The organism is Bradyrhizobium sp. USDA 4472 (genome assembly GCF_054058595.1).
This window is the reverse complement of sequence record NZ_JBSSAM010000001.1, coordinates 5,837,866-5,853,464: the sequence shown is the minus strand read 5'-3', so window position 1 is coordinate 5,853,464 and position 15,599 is coordinate 5,837,866. Positions and strand designations below refer to the sequence as shown.

Here is a 15,599-nt window from a genome sequence, read left to right as displayed (position 1 = left end):
CGGGTATAATACCATAGAGCAATAACCGCACATGGGCTGAGGTACACCTGCGTGCGGTCACATCAGCCCTATACGCAGTGCTGAGACAACTTGTCGGAACACGATGCTCATGGGGCAACGAGAGGAAGACCACATTGTTGAAACACTCCGCTGTCCCGGAGACGGAGGCATCCAATGGAACTGAGCTGCGAGATGCCACCTTCGCTTCCCTTGAGGGACACGCGAGCACCGAAGCGGCGCAGGCTCTCACCGAGGCTGTTAACGAGCAGGTGCTGCGTCTGTTAGCCCACAGAGAGTTTTTCGGAAAGTCCAAGGCGAACCGCAACAAGCTCAAGCCAGCTATCGCGGCTTTCTTAGCTGATCTGCTGAGCGCTGAGGGCAATTGGGTTTATCGGTCACTCAAGACAGACGGCTTCACGGGAGCTCCAGTCGGTGCCCGCGTGTTTATTTCGCTCCAAGATGCAATGCGAGAGCTTGGCCTTGTGGAGCACCGTCCAGGAGTTACTGAACGCTGGGTCCGTTTTGACGAACACGGGCCGCCATTGGCCTCGCGGCGTAGGGCCGCGCGTTATCGTCCTGCCGATGCGCTCTTAGCGCTGGCGGGCGAGCACGGAATAGGCTTTGACAATGCGCTAGACCATTTTGACTACGGCTTGCCGAAGCAGCCGCTTCAGAAACGCGCCGCCAGCACATGGGATGGTGGCCGCAAGGTGCAAGGACGCCGACTGAAGTTCGAGCACACGGACCTGTCTCTGAAGCTGGAAGCGGACGTGCGGGAGCTGAATGAATTTCTTGCAAAGCAGACCTTCGGCGGTGGCTGCATACACCGTGGCTATGTCCGCATCTTCCAGAATGGCGACGCCGCAGACTTTAATTGGGATCAGGGCGGGCGTCTGTACAGCCAACCGGCAGACAAGAACTACCAACAGCAGAGCGGCAAGAAGCGCCTTGAGATGACAATCAATGGCTCGCCCGTAGTCGAAATTGATCTGCGAGCGAGCTACCTGACCATCTTCTACGCTTGGCATGGCTTGCAACTCGACAGGCGACAGGACCCTTACGTTATCCCCGGACTAGGCGACGAGGCGCGCGCCGTCGTGAAGCTTTGGGTGGCCGCGACGTTCGGGAGCACTGGCCCGCTGCGCAATTGGCCTGCGGTCATCCTGAAGGATTACGAGGAAGAGCACCACCATCCTCTGGACACCAATCGGTACCCTGCGGTCGAGCTAGGTGAGCTGATAACCAAGCACCACCCGCTTCTCGGCCAGTGGGGCCAACCGCTCAAGGATGGCCGGGTGCGCACTTGGGCTGATCTTATGTTTGATGAGAGCCGCGTTGTCGTCGCAGCGATGCAAGGGTTGATGCGGGATGGCATCCCGAGCTTAGCGGTGCATGACAGCCTGATTGTGCCTGAACAGCATGAGCGCCGAGGCGCAATGGCGTTGATGGGGGCTTTCGGGGGCCATTTCCGCGTGGGCCATATCCCCGTCAGGCCGAGCCTCAAAGTCAACAGCAGGCAGGGAGAACACCTGTTTGTGCCATAATGGCCCCCTTACCCCCCTTAGACCTATTAGGGATTGGGGATATAGCTAATAGCAACAGCCAACCCCCCAGCGCACATCGCCTATAACGGAGAACGAATTTGACGATCATCCGTCCACAAGGGCCGAACAGCAGGTTGGGGCTGAAATCGGCGGCCGTATCTGTACCAACGGCTGGTGGTCTGACTTTGGGGTCGAACAGGGCTTCAACCACAATGCCCCTGTAGGACTCTAGAAAGCCCGTGGGGCGTTTGACGCTAGGCCCGGTCCTCCCCAGCGGGTAGCCAGACCGGCCACCAGTGGACTCCCTAGAGTCATACAGGACTCCCGCTCCGCGTGGGCCCGGTAGGTGTGGGCCCCTACGGTACTCCCAGGAAGCACACCGCCCTGTTGAACTGAGCAAAGGCCAAAGCCTTTAGCCCGACAATTTTGAAGCCATAGGGGCCCAAAGTTTCCGGGAGGGGCCCCCGGCTGCCCCGGAGTCCCTTAGCTAAGCTATGTCGCAGCTAAAGCAGGCGGCGCTTTAGCCGGGTCCTCAGCTCTCCTCTAGAGCCCGATAGACCGACGCACGGCCAATCCCGAGAGCTTTAGCAATGGCTGATGCGCCTCTCCCTTCCGCGTGCAGTGCCTTCACTTTGGCGACATCCACCGAGGGCTTGCGTCCTTTGTAGACCCCACGGGCCTTAGCGCCCGCAATGCCTTCCAGTTGACGTTCACGGCGTAAGTTGGTCTCGAACTCAGCGAACACGCCCAGCATGTCGAGGAAGCATTTTCCCGCTGCTGTGCTCGTATCGATGGGTTGCTCTGTGGCACGCAGGGATGCACCGCGAGCCTTCACGCTCCGCACGATGTCCTGAAGGTCACCGATGCTGCGCGCCAACCGGTCGATGCGCGTTACCATCAGCACGTCACCGGAGCGGAGAAAGTCCAACACGGTAAGCAGGGCCTCGCGGCCGGTGGTGGTGGTACCCGTCCGCTTCTCAGAGCGGATCAGGTCGCAACCAGCGGCACGCAAGGCGGCTTCCTGTACAGCAAGGTTCTGGTCGGTGGTGCTAACGCGAGCGTAGCCGATAGTTGTCATTCAAGGCTCCATGTCTCAATGAGGTCTAGACCCTGAGATCATGATGTCTCGAAAATATGAAGTCAATCTTATTGAGACGTTTTTCCTGTCTCACCGCGCTGTCTCACACGCGTATACCCTTATCGAACACCTGGATGCCCAAAAGCAAAGACCCCCGGCAGTTTCCTGCCGAGGGCCCTTAGTTTGATCTGTGAGACTAGATCAGAAGTTGCGCTGAGCGCGGAGCATCATGGTCAGCGAGTTCTGATCCTTCAGCTCGTACGTAGCAGCCGGCTTCGCGAAGCCCGCAACGGCCGGGGCCGCGATGGTGCCCGAGTACTTCTGGTCCAGATGGGTCCAGCTCAGGTCGGCCGTGAACGCCAGGTTCTTGACCGGAGTCCAGACGGTGTTGACACCGACGACGCCGATGTTGAAGTCCGGGTTACAGGTCGCAGTGGCGCCAAAACCTGCTGCGACGAAGTTGCCGCAGATCAGCGCCTTGCTCGCGTCACCGTACTTCAACTGAGCATAGCCACCGTAAACGGCGCTGGCCCAGTTCGGGCTCCAGTTGTGGGTGTAACCACCGCGGAAGCCCCAAGCCTTGGTCGTCTGGATGCCGGTGCCGGTGCCGAAGACGCCGTCGGAAATACCAGCGAAACCAACGCTCTGGTAAGCAATGCCGCTGCCGCTGTACATCGACCAGTTCATCGGCCACGCGATGTTGCCGAAGACGTAGTGAGCCGCACCATCGGCGTAGACGGCCTGCATGTTGATCGAGTCACCCGCACCAGTCGGGATGTTCTTGATCGACAAGGCGCCCTGCACAGCCCAGCCCCACTTGTCGGCGGGGTGATCGCTGGTCTCAAACGCGCCGTAGTACGCACTGTGAATGTCATGCGCGACAACCGCGATCTGGGCCAGACCCCAAGCCTGGTCAACACGAACCTGACCGACGATGTCGGGAGAACGCTGAGCGCCCCAATCGTAGACGCCGTATGTACCCTGGATCAGGGCAGCGCCCGCAGCAGCCGTAGTCGCAAAGCCGGTCGCATTCCACAGGTTCGACTGACCGGAGCCATTGCCCGTCGTCTGATCCTGGATCGACACTGCGGCGGTGATGCCCTGGCCGAAGTCAGCCGTGTAGGTGGCCTGGTTCACACCGGTGACGAAGTTCGAGCCGCCCGGAATGGTATCGGGACCGCCAGCCGGATAGCCCGTCCACGGCGCATCGAAGATCGAGACGGTGCGACCGAAGGTGAAGCCAGCGAACTGGATGAAGGCGTGGTAGAGGCCGAGACCAGCGGCACTGCTCGTCGGAATGGACGGGTTGCTGCCACCGATGGTGTTGGAGTCTTGGGTGAAGACCAGGTCAGCGAAGGTGCGGACCACGCCGTACTCGGTCGCCGTGCGAGTATCGACCGTGAGGTCCATACGAGCGCGCATGTAGTAGTAGTTCGTCAGACGGTTGTTCGAACCGCCGTTGAAGTTGCCAGTGCTCCACTGGAAACCGTAGCTGTTGGCGCCGCCAAGAATGTAGTCAGCGCGCACATAGCCACCCAGCTTGATGCAAGTGTCGGTGCCGGGGATGTAGTAGAAACCCGCACCGTACAGGGAGCAGATCCTCACGTATTCGACGGCCTTCGCCTTCAAGGGAAGATCGGCCGCCTGCGCTCCGCCAACAGCGAGCAGACCCGCCACTGAGCCAAGCAAAAGGCCCTTCAAGTTCATTGTTAAACCTCCAGATTGAAGCTTCGTACAATCCCTCGTACAAAGCCGTTTGAACTGCCCGCGAAAACTCGTTGAAAATCAACGCATCCGCCTAGTTCAGGTCTACTTAAGCGAAAGACCTAAACGGGACGACCTCGGGATGCCCCCCTCCGTCGCCTGATCACAACAACTGAACGTCGTTGCACACACAACAAAAGATCGCTCCGGAACGGGCCTATCAAGCGTGTTTTTCGACGGGTGTTGCACAATTAACACGCAGATGTGATCGCGCGGCATCGCTAATCAATTGTTTTTACTTGTCTTTTTTGACAAGTTCGTTTGCGGTCGAAGTTCGCGTTTGGTCGTGCCCGGGCCAGCTTACGCACAGCTCCAGGTCTGAGCACCCGAATCGGGGAATGCGGGGACTGGAGCGGGATGTGTAATCCCGTAAGGCTCGGCGAGCCGGGAAACAGCCGCCCCCCGCGCCACCGCGTGCGTGTGTCACGGACACTCTATATGTCTGGGAACCCGCCGAAGGTCAGGGAATCCCGCAGCGGCGGAAATCGTTGGGAATATTCGAGCGAAAACACACGCTTCCAAATTGACCGGCCCAAGCAATTAGATGCATAAGGCTCGCACCGGAGAGGTGGCCGAGTGGCTGAAGGCAACGCTTTGCTAAAGCGTCATACGGTCTCAAGCTGTATCGAGGGTTCGAATCCCTCCCTCTCCGCCACCCAGCTGCGGGCCGCCTGCGAGGCGATGCTGCACGAGGATTTAGGACCGTAGCTGGCTTGAACCGCAGGAGAGGCGCTCGCAGCCCAAGCCCGCAAGTCGAAGTCGAGTTTCCCGGGGGTCGGGGCGCTGAACCGCTCAGTGCGCGGACGCCCACGCCCTCGCCTCTCGCTGCGCGGTCGCGATCTCGGCCTCCGACATCTGCCCCGCCACTTCCTGGCGCAGCGCAACGGCGTCCCGGCGGCCCTTCAGGGCAGCAAGATTGAACCATTTGTGCGCGGCGACGAGGTCGATCAGACCCGAGCGGCCGCTCGCCCAATAGAGTCCGCGCTCGAACAGAACGTCTGACAGCGCGGTCGCATCGATCGGCGTCGCCGTATCGAGATCGAAAGTACCCTGAAACATAACGCATCCCCTTTTCTTATGCCGCCTCTAATCCCCGGAGCGCGGCTCCCGTCCAACTCTGATGTGCAAAATCCCTTCTGGGATCGTGCGCTGTTCAACTCATCCCCAAGGGCTTCTTGCCCGTTGCCGTTTGCCGGCTTGTTGGAGGCGATGATGGCGGGCAAATTTGAATGGCAGTTTAAGTATCGCGATGAAGCAGACGTAAACGGGAAGCCGCGCCGCGCGCGTGAGAATTTCAAGAAGTCCCTGATTTGCAGGTACTTCTGCGTTTCCTCAGGATGCGTTTACCCTGTGATTTTCGGACATCGATAACCATCGCGCACAGTGCCACGCCTCGTGCGGTCACATGTCGGAGGTGGCGCGCGCGACAGGCCGCATGGCCGCTCGCGCTGCGGCCTGTCGCGCTCGCGGCAATCATGCCGGCGCGCCCAGCCTCGACGGCCCGGCCACGCACAGCGGCGGCGCAGTCAGATCAACAATGTCGGGAAAGGGATTGCCGGCAATACCCCGGCCTCAGGGAACGAGGGCGTCGGCGAACACGTCAGGACCAGATTCCAAATGAGCCCGAAGGCCGCGTGTGGAATTGCGGAGCCCTTGTTCAGGGAGACCGCACCGAACGAAGAAAACTCGTTTCTTCTGCCGGACCGGACTTTGGCGGGCAGGCCCGCGAAGCTGACGATCCGACCGTTGACCTGATGTCTCGCCGACACCCTCTGTCGTCGACCAGAACCTCTGGGAGGCGCTGATGACGTGCCGGCTGCTAGGAGCCGGCAACTTCAGAAGTCGAAGTTACTTCTTCTTCGCGACCTTGCGGGTCTTCTTCGCAGTCTTCTTCACTGCGCTCTTCGCCTTCTTCGCCTTCTTCGCTTTCTTCGCTTTCTTGGCCATGTTGCCCTCCGATGTGTGAGATGGCTTTAATCGCTGCGCGCATTCGGGGATCGAATGTGCGCTCACCCCAAATACACCAACACGACGAAAAAAACATCTTCTCACTTAAGGAAGTGTTGACGACGCAGCGCGCGTGCGCCAGCCGCGCTTGATTTGCCAGTCGGCAGCCACTCGCGTCCACGATTGCAAATGCTTCTCTCGACATCGACGTCGGCAAGCGCCGCGACTGCCGGAATATCCTATGCAGCAAGCATTATTCTGCTCACGCACATCTCGCGCGATCAGCGCGACGATGAACGCTGCGAAGCACGCGATCGCGCAGCGGAGGCGAGTCGCGGACTCTGAGTCGCGAATTTTGGCAACGAAATTATTTTCATGCTTAACGGCGGGAGCGCTCGTCGGAGCGTGTGCAAGTCGCCGTTTTGCGCGAATCGCGCGGTGGCGATTCGGCGGCGCTGCGCGCCTTTGAGCAGCTGATGATTGCCGCAGATGAGGCGCGCGAGCGTCGCATCACGGGGTCAAGCGAGGTGACGATGCGCGTCCGTCACCTCGTCCGAACGCGTGACGTCAGATGCCGAGCTTGGACTTGAGCAGGTCGTTGACGCTCTGCGGGTTGGCCTTGCCGCCTGACGACTTCATCACCTGGCCCACGAACCAGCCAAGCGACTGCGGCTTGTCCTTCACCTGCGCAGCCTTGTCGGGATTGGCCGCGATGATGTCGTCGACAACCTTTTCGATCGCCGAAAGATCCGTGACCTGCTTCATGCCGCGGCTTTCGACCAGCGCGCGCGGGTCGCCGCCCTCCTGCCAGACGATCTCGAACAGATCCTTGGCGATCTTGCCCGAGATCGTGCCCTCGCCGATCAGGTCGATGATCGCCGCCAGCTGCTCGGACGTCACAGGAGAGTCGGTAATATCACGGCCCTCCTTGTTGAGACGGCCGAACAGTTCGTTGATCACCCAATTCGCCGCCATCTTGCCGTCGCGGGCGCGGTTGGCGAGCCTGTCGAGCACCGTCTCGTAGAACACAGCGCTCTCGCGCTCGGCCACCAGCACGCCCGCATCATAACCCGAGAGGCCGAAGTCGGCGACAAAACGCGCCTTCTTCTGGTCCGGCAGCTCGGGAAGCGCTGCCTTCAGCTCGTCCACGAAGCTCTGCGAGAACTCCAGCGGCAGCAGATCCGGATCGGGGAAGTAGCGGTAGTCATGCGCCTCTTCCTTCGACCGCAGTGAGCGCGTCTCGCCCTTGTTGGGGTCGTAGAGCCGTGTTTCCTGATCGATCTTGCCGCCGTCCTCCAAAATCTCGATCTGGCGGCGCGCCTCGTAGTCGATGGCCTGGCCGATGAAGGTGATCGAGTTCAGGTTCTTGATCTCGCAGCGGGTGCCGAGCGGCGCGCCCGGCTTGCGCACGGAGACGTTGACGTCGGCGCGCAAGGATCCCTTCTCCATGTCGCCGTCGCAGGTGCCGAGATAGCGCATGATCGAGCGCAGCTTGGTCACATAGGCCTTGGCCTGCTCGGCGTCGCGGATATCGGGCTTGGAAACGATCTCCATCAGCGCCACGCCACAGCGGTTGAGATCGATCAGGGATTGCGACGGCAGCTTGTCGTGCTGCATCTTTGCCGGATCCTGCTCCAGATGCAGCCGCTCGATGCCGATGGAGACGCTGCGGCCACCGTCGAGCTCGACCAGCACGTCGCCCTCGCCCACGATCGGCGACTTGTACTGGCTGATCTGGTAGCCCTGCGGCAGGTCCGGATAGAAATAGTTCTTCCTGTCGAACACCGAACGCAGATTGATCTTTGCGTTGAGACCGAGCCCGGTCCGGACAGCCTGCCTGACGCATTCCTCGTTGATCACAGGCAGCATGCCCGGCATGGCCGCATCGACCAGCGACACTTGGGTGTTTGGATCACCACCGAACGCAGTCGAGGCGCCCGAGAACAATTTTGATTTGGATGTCACCTGGGCGTGGATCTCCATGCCGATGACCGTCTCCCAGTCGCCGGTGGCGCCCTTGAGAAGCTTGTGCGTAGCCGTGCTCATGTCCTGCTCCCGAGCAGCGTGGCAGCGATCCGCTCCCACTCCGCTTCCAATGAATCCTTTGCCGCGACCTGGCCGGCCTGGCGATACCAGTACCCGGCATTGCGGAGATCGCCTTCGATGCGGTGCAGATACGCGTGCACCCAGGCCGCCTCGCGGCTGCTCTCGTCCTGAACGATCCTGTGCGCCTGGTCCCAGTCGCCCTTCGCAGCCCACCAGAGACCCGCGAGCGGCGCGCTCAACTCCGGCGCGGGTGCCGCACCATCGAGGCTTGCGATGAAGCCGGCGACATTCACCACCACCTCGCGGGCGTGAAGCGGCCGGCCGCCTGCTCGATCACTTCGCCGAGCGAGAACAACGTCTCCTCCTCGAATGGACGGCCGATCAGTTGCAGGCCGAGAGGCAGGCCCTGACTGTCCTTGCCTGATGGCACGGCAATGCCCGGCAGGCCCGCCATATTCACGGTGACCGTGAAGATGTCGTTGAGATACATCTCGACGGGATCGGCCCCGCCTTTCTCACCGATGCCGAAGGCCGCCGACGGCGTCGCCGGGGTGAGGATCGCGTCCACACCCCTCTCGAAGCAATCCTCAAAATCCCTCTTGATCAGCGTGCGCACCTTCTGGGCGCGCAGATAATAGGCGTCGTAGTAGCCGGCCGAGAGCACATAGGTGCCGATCATGACGCGGCGGCGCACCTCGGCGCCAAAACCTTTGGCGCGGGTGTTCTCGTAGAGCTCGGTGATGGTCTTGCCGTGCTCGCGCAGGCCATAGCGGACGCCGTCGTAACGCGCGAGGTTGGAGGAGGCCTCCGCCGGCGCCACGATGTAATAGGCCGGCAGCGCGTATTTGGTGTGCGGCAGCGATACCTCGACCAGCTCGGCGCCGGCCGCCTTCAGCCACGCCGCGCCCTCACTCCAGAGCTTCTCGATCTCGCCCGGCATGCCGTCGAGACGATACTCCTTGGGAATGCCGATCTTCATGCCCTTCACGGATTTGCCGATCGCGGCTTCATAATCAGGCACGGCAATATCGACCGAAGTCGTGTCCTTCGGATCGTGGCCGGCCATCGAGCGCAGCAGCATCGCGCTGTCGCGCACGCTGCGCGCAATTGGACCGGCCTGGTCGAGCGAAGAGGCAAACGCGACGATGCCCCAGCGCGAGCAGCGGCCATAAGTCGGCTTGATGCCCACGGTTGCGGTGAACGCCGCCGGCTGGCGGATCGAGCCGCCGGTGTCGGTCGCGGTCGCGCCCATGCACAGCAGCGCAGCCACCGCCGAGGCCGAGCCGCCGGACGAGCCACCCGGCACCAGGGTGGTGTTGGAGCCCTCGCGCCGCCAGGGATTGCCGACGGGACCGAAGCACGAGGTCTCGTTCGCCGAGCCCATCGCGAACTCGTCATTGTTGAGCTTGCCGAGCATGACGGCGCCGTCGCGCCAGAGCTGCGAGGTGACGGTCGACTCATAGGTCGGCACGAAATTGCCGAGGATCTTCGAGCACGCCGTGGTGCGCACCCCCTTGGTCGCGAACAGATCCTTGATGCCGAGCGGGATGCCGGCGAGCGGACCGGCGTCGCCCTTGACGATCCTGCCGTCCGCCTCGCGCGCCATGGCCCGCGCCTGGTCCGGCGTCTCCATCACGAAGGCATTGAGCACGCGCGCTTTCTCGATCGCGCTCAGATGCGCGTCGGTCAGCTCCAGCGACGTGAAAGTCTTGTCGGCGAGACCCTTACGGGCCTCGGCGAGCGTCAGCGATGTCAAATCGGTCATTTATTGATCGGGCTACAGAAGAAAGGAGACAGGGTCTTGTCGTTGGCCGGGTCGTCTTTTTTGGCGGCCGCATCCGCGGCGGCCTGCATTTCGTCGAGCACGGCATTGACGGCGACGTTGGGATCGGCAGCCTTACCCTGCCGTTCCATCTTGTCGAGGTAGTTCATGTAGGCCTGATAGGCCTTCTCATCGTCGCAAAGCATGCACATCGCACGGCGTCCTAAGAGTCTTTAGTTGACGCGTTTTCTTGACGCGAACCGGATTCCACTTCGCTCGAAAACGCTATGCTACTCGACGACCTTCGGCACCAGGAAGAAGTGACCTTCGGTCTCAGGCGCGTTGGCAACGATATCGTCGGCGATCTCGCCGTCGTTCACCACGTCTTGCCGCTTCTTCATCTGCATCGGGGTGACCGAGGTCATGGGCTCCACGCCCTCGACATTGACCTCCGAAAGCTGCTCGACGAAAGCGAGCATGGCGTTGAGCTCGCCTTGCAGATGCGGAACCTCGTCCTCGGAAACCGCAATGCGCGCCAGATGCGCGATGCGGCGGACGGTAGCGGCGTCGACGGACATTATATAAGGCCTCTCACGGCAAAACCTATGTGCCGTATAGCAGAGGCCGGTTTTCCGCCGCAACCGGGGCTGGAACCTACCCAGCCAGCGCTTTCAGGCGAGCCAGCGCCGATCTGGCGAAATCCCGGGTCAATTCGGCCGCGGGGACCTCACGGCCAAGGGCCACAGCCTGGCCGGCCCAGAGATTGGTGAAATCCACCCTGCCCTGCTTTTCGGCAGCCGCCTTCAGCGGTCCCAGCGCGGTCGCCGCATGGGGAAACGGCGGCGCATCCGGCGAGATCGGCCCGAGCTCGCGCATCAGGCGATTCTGGACACCGCGCGCCGGACGTCCGGTCATGACATTGGTGATGACGGTGGAATCGTCGCCCGCCTCAGCGAGCGCCTTGCGGCCGCCTGCGCTCACCTTGGACTCCGGACAGCGCAGATACGCACTGCCGATCTGCACGCCAGAGGCACCAAGTGCGAAGGCCGCGGCAATGCCGCGCCCATCGGCGATGCCTCCGCAAGCGATCACCGGCACCTTCACGGCATCGACGACCTGCGGCACCAGCGCGAAGGTCCCGGGCTGTTCGGAGATCTTGTCGGTCAGGAACATGCCGCGATGGCCTCCGGCTTCGGCGCCCTGCGCAATGACCGCATCGACGCCGCGCTGTTCGAGCCAGACCGCTTCCTTCACCGTCGTGGCGGATGAGATGACGAGACAGCCCGCCGCCTTGACGCGCTTGAGCAGCGTCGGCTCTGGCAGGCCGAAATGAAAGCTGACGATTTCAGGCTTCAGCTCCTCGACCACCTCGCAGAACGCGGCATCGAACGGCGCGCGGTTCGCGGCGTTGATCGGCGCCGCCGGATCGAGGCCATGCTCGGCGTAATAACCAGCGAGCCGTTGCTTCCAGCGCGCTTCGGCCCCGGCCGTCAGATCGACCGGCGTGTGACAGAAGAAGTTCATGTTCACCGGCGCCTTCACACGCTGGCGGATGATGTTGACCTGCTCGCGCGCCTTCTCCGGCGACAGCATCGCGCTCGGCAACGAGCCAAGTCCGCCGCCCTGAGCCACGGCGATCACCAGTTCGGCATCCATCACACCGGCCATCGGCGCCAGCACGATCGGAAATTCGGTCTTGAAGAGGTCGATCAGTCGACGGTCAGGCCACATGGTGTGTCTCTCTTGGTTGTCTGTTCTTACCCTCTCCCTCCAGGGAGGGTGAAGAGTCCTGTGCCGCTGCGATCGAATTGCGTTGGCCGGCCAGCAACTGCTCGGCCTCAGCAGCAATCCGTCCGACGATCTCGGCCGCTGGGGGAATATCGTGGATCAGGCCGACCGCTTCTCCGGCAAAGACGGCCGCGATTTCGAAATCGCCCGCCATTTTTGCCGCGGCATAGTCCTTGGCAATCTCGTCCGCGCGTTGCAGCAGCTCGATCTCACGGCCGGTCCAGGTCTTGATATGGCTGTTGACCAGCGCGCGCGCGGTAAACGGCGCCGGCCAGAACAGTTTTCGCGACCAGTCGGGGACGACCCCGCGCACGGTCCCATTGCCGTCAGCCGTGCGAATGCGCTGCTTCGCGCCCTCTGCGCCATTGGCCTCGACGCTCGCATAGAAGCGCGTGCCGATCAGCACGCCGGACGCACCCAGCATCATCATCGCCGCAAGACCACGGCCGTCGGCGATCCCGCCAGCCGCCACGACCGGCACACGTCCGGCCGCGAGGTCGACGATATCAGGCACGATACCGACCGTGGTGCGCGATGCGCCATGGCCACCCGCCTCCGTCCCCTGTGCGATCAAAATCTCTGCGCCGGCATCGAGCGCCTGCTTTGCCATCGCCTCGGTTTGCACCTGGCAGATCAATCGCGCGCCGCTCGCCTTGATGCGCGGCGCGAACGGCGCAGGATCGCCGAACGACAGCATGACTGCCTGCGGGCGCGCATCGAGCGCGATGTCGAGAAGGTCCGGCTGCTTGGCCAGGCTCCAGGTAATGAATCCGATCCCGAACGGTGCAAATCCCCTAAGCTCCGCCGTCTCGGCCTGTAGCCGCCCCCGATCGCCGTAGCCACCGCCCAGAATGCCGAACCCTCCCGCCTCGCTGACGGCGCGGGTTAGCCGGCTGCCGGCAACCGTGTCCATGGGCGCCGAAAGGATCGGATGCCTTATCCCGAGAAGCTCCGTCAGCGGCGTAGTGATCGACATGAGGTCTCCCGCACTGGACAGGAAGATTAAGCCCAACTAGCATTCTCGAAAAATGAATTGTAGCGAACGCTGTCATCGCAAAAGCGAAACGATGCCATGGAACTGAGCGACATCCAGACCTTCGCCGCTGTCGCCCGCACCGGCGGCATCACCCGCGCCGCCGAAGAGCTCAACACGGTGCAATCCAATGTCACCCAGCGCATCAAGGCCCTGGAGGCCGAGATCGGCACGCCGCTGTTCGAACGCCATAGCCGCGGCATGGCGCTGACAGGCGCCGGCAAGCGCCTCCTCCCTTATGCGCAACGAATGGCCGCCTTGTCGCGAGAAGCCGTCCTCGCCGCCCGCGACGACGGCGAGCCGAAGGGGCCACTTTCGATCGGCTCGATGGAGACGACGGCCGCCGTGCGGCTGCCGCCGCTGCTTGCCGATTTCCACCGTCGCTTTCCGGCCGTGCGCCTCAGCCTTCGCACGTCGCCGACCGCCGCTCTTGTCGCGAGTGTGCTCGAAGGCACGCTCGACGGTGCGTTCGTCGCTGGGCCTATCGCGCACGATGATCTTACCGCCACCAGCGCGTTCCGCGAGGAGCTGGTGCTGGTCAGCGCGCGGCGCTGGGGCTCGCTCGCCGAGCTGCGCGCCGGCACGCCTGAGTCAGGCCCGACGGCGCTGGTGTTCCGCACCGGCTGCACCTACCGTCAGCGCCTCGAGCAGATCTTCGTCGAGTTCGGCTGGCCGTCAGCAGCGCGCTTCGAGCTCGGCACGCTCGACGGCATGATTGGCTGCGTCGCCGCCGACATGGGCGTCACGCTGCTGCCCCGTGCGGTCATCGAGCGCAGCGCGATGAACGGCAGCGTAACGATGCATACGCTGAGCCCGTCACATGGGCGCGTCGAGACGCTGTTCGTCCAGCGCCGCGCCGGTCATCAAACCAGTGCGCTTCAAGGCTTCCTGTCCTGCCTGGCCAAGGACGACGACATCATCGCGGCCTGATCCGCCACCGCCGCAGCGCGACAACGGCCCAGATCGCCTCGACCAGGCCGAACGGCCAAGCCCCTTGCAGGAATCCGTAGGCCGATCCCAGCGCACAGGACATTGCGAATAGCAGCACGAACCAATGGCTGCGGTCTTCGAAGGCATAAGTGATCAGCATCGCCATCACGGCAAACAGCCCGAATAGTGTCAGTGCATCCATCGTTGTGGGTTCACTCCACGGCGTGACGCATGATATGCGCTAGTGCCATGCCCGCTCTTATCCTGCCCCTCGTCGATGCTGCAACCCACTGGCCCGAACACGGCGGGTTGATCGGGCTCGACCTCGGTACCAAGACCATCGGCGTTGCCGTATCCAATCCGGACCGGCGGCTCGCGACCGGCGTCGAGACCATCCAGCGCAAGCAGTTCAAGCAGGATGCGGCCCGCCTGCTCGCCATCGCCACCGAACGCAAGGTGGTCGGCTTCGTGCTCGGCCTGCCCATCAACATGGACGGCAGCGAGGGCCCGCGCGCGCAATCGACCCGGGCCTTCGCCCGCAATCTGGCCAATCTGACCACGCTCCCGATCGGCCTCTGGGATGAGCGCCTCTCGACCGCCGCCGTCGAGCGCGAGCTGATCGGCATGGATGTCAGCCGCGCCAAGCGCGCCGAGGTGATCGACGAGCACGCCGCCATCTTCATCCTGCAAGGCGCGCTGGACCGGCTCGCCCATCTGCGCGCCAGCCGGGGGACGGGCTGATCCATGGCCGCCGTGATCGCGGCGCTGCTGCCGGTCTTCATCCTCATCGTGCTCGGCGTCGTGCTCCGGCACAGCCTGATGCGGCTCGATACGCAATGGCACGGGCTGGAGCGGCTGACCTATTTTGTCTTGTTTCCCATGCTGCTGATCCAGACGCTGGTGAAGGCTGATCTCTCAAGAGTGCCGGTCGCCGGCGTCGGCGGTGCGCTGCTGCTGTCGGCGCTGGCGATGTCGCTGCTCTGCCTCGCGCTCCGCCCTGCCCTGGCCCGCCTCGACATTGACGGCCCTGCCTTCACCTCGATCTTCCAGGGCGCGACGCGCTGGCAGACCTACGTGGCGCTATCCGTCTCCGCTAACTTATACGGCGACGTCGGGCTGGCGCTGGCCTCGGTCGCGATGATCGCGATCATCCCGCTGGTCAACGTGTTCAGCGTCGCCGTACTGGCGCATTACGCTTCGCCCAAGAAGCAATCCGCGCGGGCGATCGTGATGACCGTGATCCGCAATCCCCTGATCTGGGCCTGCGCCATCGGCCTGGTCATCAACGTCGTGCATTTGCCGCTACCAAAGATCTGGCACGAGGTCGCCGACGCGCTCGGCCGCTCCTCGCTCGCCATCGGCCTGCTCGTCACCGGCGCCGGTCTCCAGCTCAAGGGCCTGCTGCGCCCCAGCCTCGGCGCAACGCTCGGCGTGGCGCTCAAGCTAGTCGTGATGCCGCTGCTCGCACTAACGCTCGCCAACTGCTTTGGGCTCACGGGCACCAACCTCGCGATCATCGCGATCTGCGGGGCGGTGCCGACGTCCCCGAGTGCCTATGTGCTGGCCCGCCAGATGGGCGGCGACGCGCCGCTGCTGGCGCAGATCATCACGCTGCAGACCATCCTGGCGGCGATCACGATGCCGATCGCGATCGCGCTGGTGGCGTAGAACTCCAAGTTGAGAGCGCCACCGCTCCTCTCACCTGTC

At 62.8% G+C, this 15,599-nt stretch carries 15 protein-coding genes and 1 tRNA gene; 5 read left to right on the top strand and 11 right to left on the bottom strand.

What is annotated here, in order from left to right; genetic code table 11:
• Window positions 1-134: 134 nt before the first annotated feature.
• Window positions 135-1,544 (top strand): hypothetical protein, encoded by a 1,410-nt coding sequence (locus ACVWZ4_RS27460; protein WP_456790332.1) that lies wholly within the window; start codon window positions 135-137, stop codon window positions 1,542-1,544.
• Between the two features lie 532 nt (window positions 1,545-2,076).
• Here the strand turns inward: ACVWZ4_RS27460 and ACVWZ4_RS27455 are convergent.
• Window positions 2,077-2,622: a recombinase family protein gene (locus ACVWZ4_RS27455; RefSeq protein WP_456741565.1), complete on the bottom strand. Its 546-nt coding sequence runs from the start codon at window positions 2,620-2,622 to the stop codon at window positions 2,077-2,079.
• 201 nt (window positions 2,623-2,823) lie between these two features.
• A complete protein-coding gene (locus tag ACVWZ4_RS27450) occupies window positions 2,824-4,329 on the bottom strand; it encodes a porin (RefSeq protein WP_456790331.1) in 1,506 nt (501 codons plus the stop codon).
• A gap of 619 nt (window positions 4,330-4,948) precedes the next feature.
• Here ACVWZ4_RS27450 and ACVWZ4_RS27445 point away from each other — a divergent pair.
• Window positions 4,949-5,041: transfer RNA gene (locus ACVWZ4_RS27445), tRNA-Ser, on the top strand.
• Window positions 5,042-5,178: 137 nt separating this feature from the next.
• On the opposite strand, the gene ACVWZ4_RS27440 is transcribed toward ACVWZ4_RS27445, so the two are convergent.
• The 8 genes from ACVWZ4_RS27440 to ACVWZ4_RS27405 all read right to left on the bottom strand — a co-directional run bounded on the left by ACVWZ4_RS27440 (window position 5,179) and on the right by ACVWZ4_RS27405 (window position 12,905).
• Complete coding sequence (locus ACVWZ4_RS27440) at window positions 5,179-5,445, bottom strand: hypothetical protein (protein WP_456741564.1); 267 nt, start codon at window positions 5,443-5,445, stop codon at window positions 5,179-5,181.
• 1,455 nt (window positions 5,446-6,900) lie between these two features.
• Entirely contained in the window at window positions 6,901-8,379 is a 1,479-nt protein-coding gene (gatB, locus tag ACVWZ4_RS27435; protein ID WP_456741563.1) for an Asp-tRNA(Asn)/Glu-tRNA(Gln) amidotransferase subunit GatB, read from the bottom strand.
• Entirely contained in the window at window positions 8,376-8,678 is a 303-nt protein-coding gene (locus tag ACVWZ4_RS27430; protein WP_456741562.1) for a hypothetical protein, read from the bottom strand. Before ACVWZ4_RS27430 ends, gatB begins: the two co-directional genes overlap by 4 nt.
• On the bottom strand, window positions 8,669-10,144 hold the full coding sequence (gene gatA / locus ACVWZ4_RS27425; RefSeq protein WP_456741561.1) for an Asp-tRNA(Asn)/Glu-tRNA(Gln) amidotransferase subunit GatA: 1,476 nt from the start codon (window positions 10,142-10,144) through the stop codon (window positions 8,669-8,671). The genes ACVWZ4_RS27430 and gatA overlap by 10 nt, the downstream gene beginning before the upstream one ends.
• Complete coding sequence (locus ACVWZ4_RS27420; RefSeq protein WP_456735362.1) at window positions 10,141-10,353, bottom strand: hypothetical protein; 213 nt, start codon at window positions 10,351-10,353, stop codon at window positions 10,141-10,143. The genes gatA and ACVWZ4_RS27420 overlap by 4 nt, the downstream gene beginning before the upstream one ends.
• Window positions 10,354-10,431: 78 nt before the next feature.
• Window positions 10,432-10,719, bottom strand: coding sequence for an Asp-tRNA(Asn)/Glu-tRNA(Gln) amidotransferase subunit GatC (gene gatC, locus ACVWZ4_RS27415; RefSeq protein WP_456703931.1), 288 nt, complete (start codon window positions 10,717-10,719; stop codon window positions 10,432-10,434).
• A gap of 76 nt (window positions 10,720-10,795) precedes the next feature.
• Entirely contained in the window at window positions 10,796-11,872 is a 1,077-nt protein-coding gene (locus tag ACVWZ4_RS27410) for an NAD(P)H-dependent flavin oxidoreductase (protein ID WP_456703932.1), read from the bottom strand.
• The gene (locus ACVWZ4_RS27405; protein WP_456735363.1) at window positions 11,862-12,905 is read right to left on the bottom strand and encodes an NAD(P)H-dependent flavin oxidoreductase; all 1,044 of its coding nucleotides are present in this window, start codon (window positions 12,903-12,905) and stop codon (window positions 11,862-11,864) included. The genes ACVWZ4_RS27410 and ACVWZ4_RS27405 overlap by 11 nt, the downstream gene beginning before the upstream one ends.
• Before the next feature lie 96 nt (window positions 12,906-13,001).
• On the opposite strand from ACVWZ4_RS27405, the gene ACVWZ4_RS27400 reads away from it, so the two are divergent.
• Window positions 13,002-13,892: a LysR substrate-binding domain-containing protein gene (locus ACVWZ4_RS27400; RefSeq protein ID WP_456703934.1), complete on the top strand. Its 891-nt coding sequence runs from the start codon at window positions 13,002-13,004 to the stop codon at window positions 13,890-13,892.
• Here the strand turns inward: ACVWZ4_RS27400 and ACVWZ4_RS27395 are convergent.
• A complete protein-coding gene (locus tag ACVWZ4_RS27395) occupies window positions 13,879-14,094 on the bottom strand; it encodes a hypothetical protein (RefSeq protein WP_456703935.1) in 216 nt (71 codons plus the stop codon). The genes ACVWZ4_RS27400 and ACVWZ4_RS27395 overlap by 14 nt on opposite strands.
• Before the next feature lie 47 nt (window positions 14,095-14,141).
• Here ACVWZ4_RS27395 and ruvX point away from each other — a divergent pair, with 47 nt between their 5' ends.
• Window positions 14,142-14,633 carry a Holliday junction resolvase RuvX gene (ruvX, locus tag ACVWZ4_RS27390; RefSeq protein WP_456703936.1) on the top strand — a complete coding sequence of 164 codons (492 nt, stop codon included), beginning with the start codon at window positions 14,142-14,144 and terminating at the stop codon, window positions 14,631-14,633.
• Between the two features lie 3 nt (window positions 14,634-14,636).
• The gene (locus ACVWZ4_RS27385; protein WP_456703937.1) at window positions 14,637-15,560 is read left to right on the top strand and encodes an AEC family transporter; all 924 of its coding nucleotides are present in this window, start codon (window positions 14,637-14,639) and stop codon (window positions 15,558-15,560) included.
• Window positions 15,561-15,599: the final 39 nt, after the last annotated feature.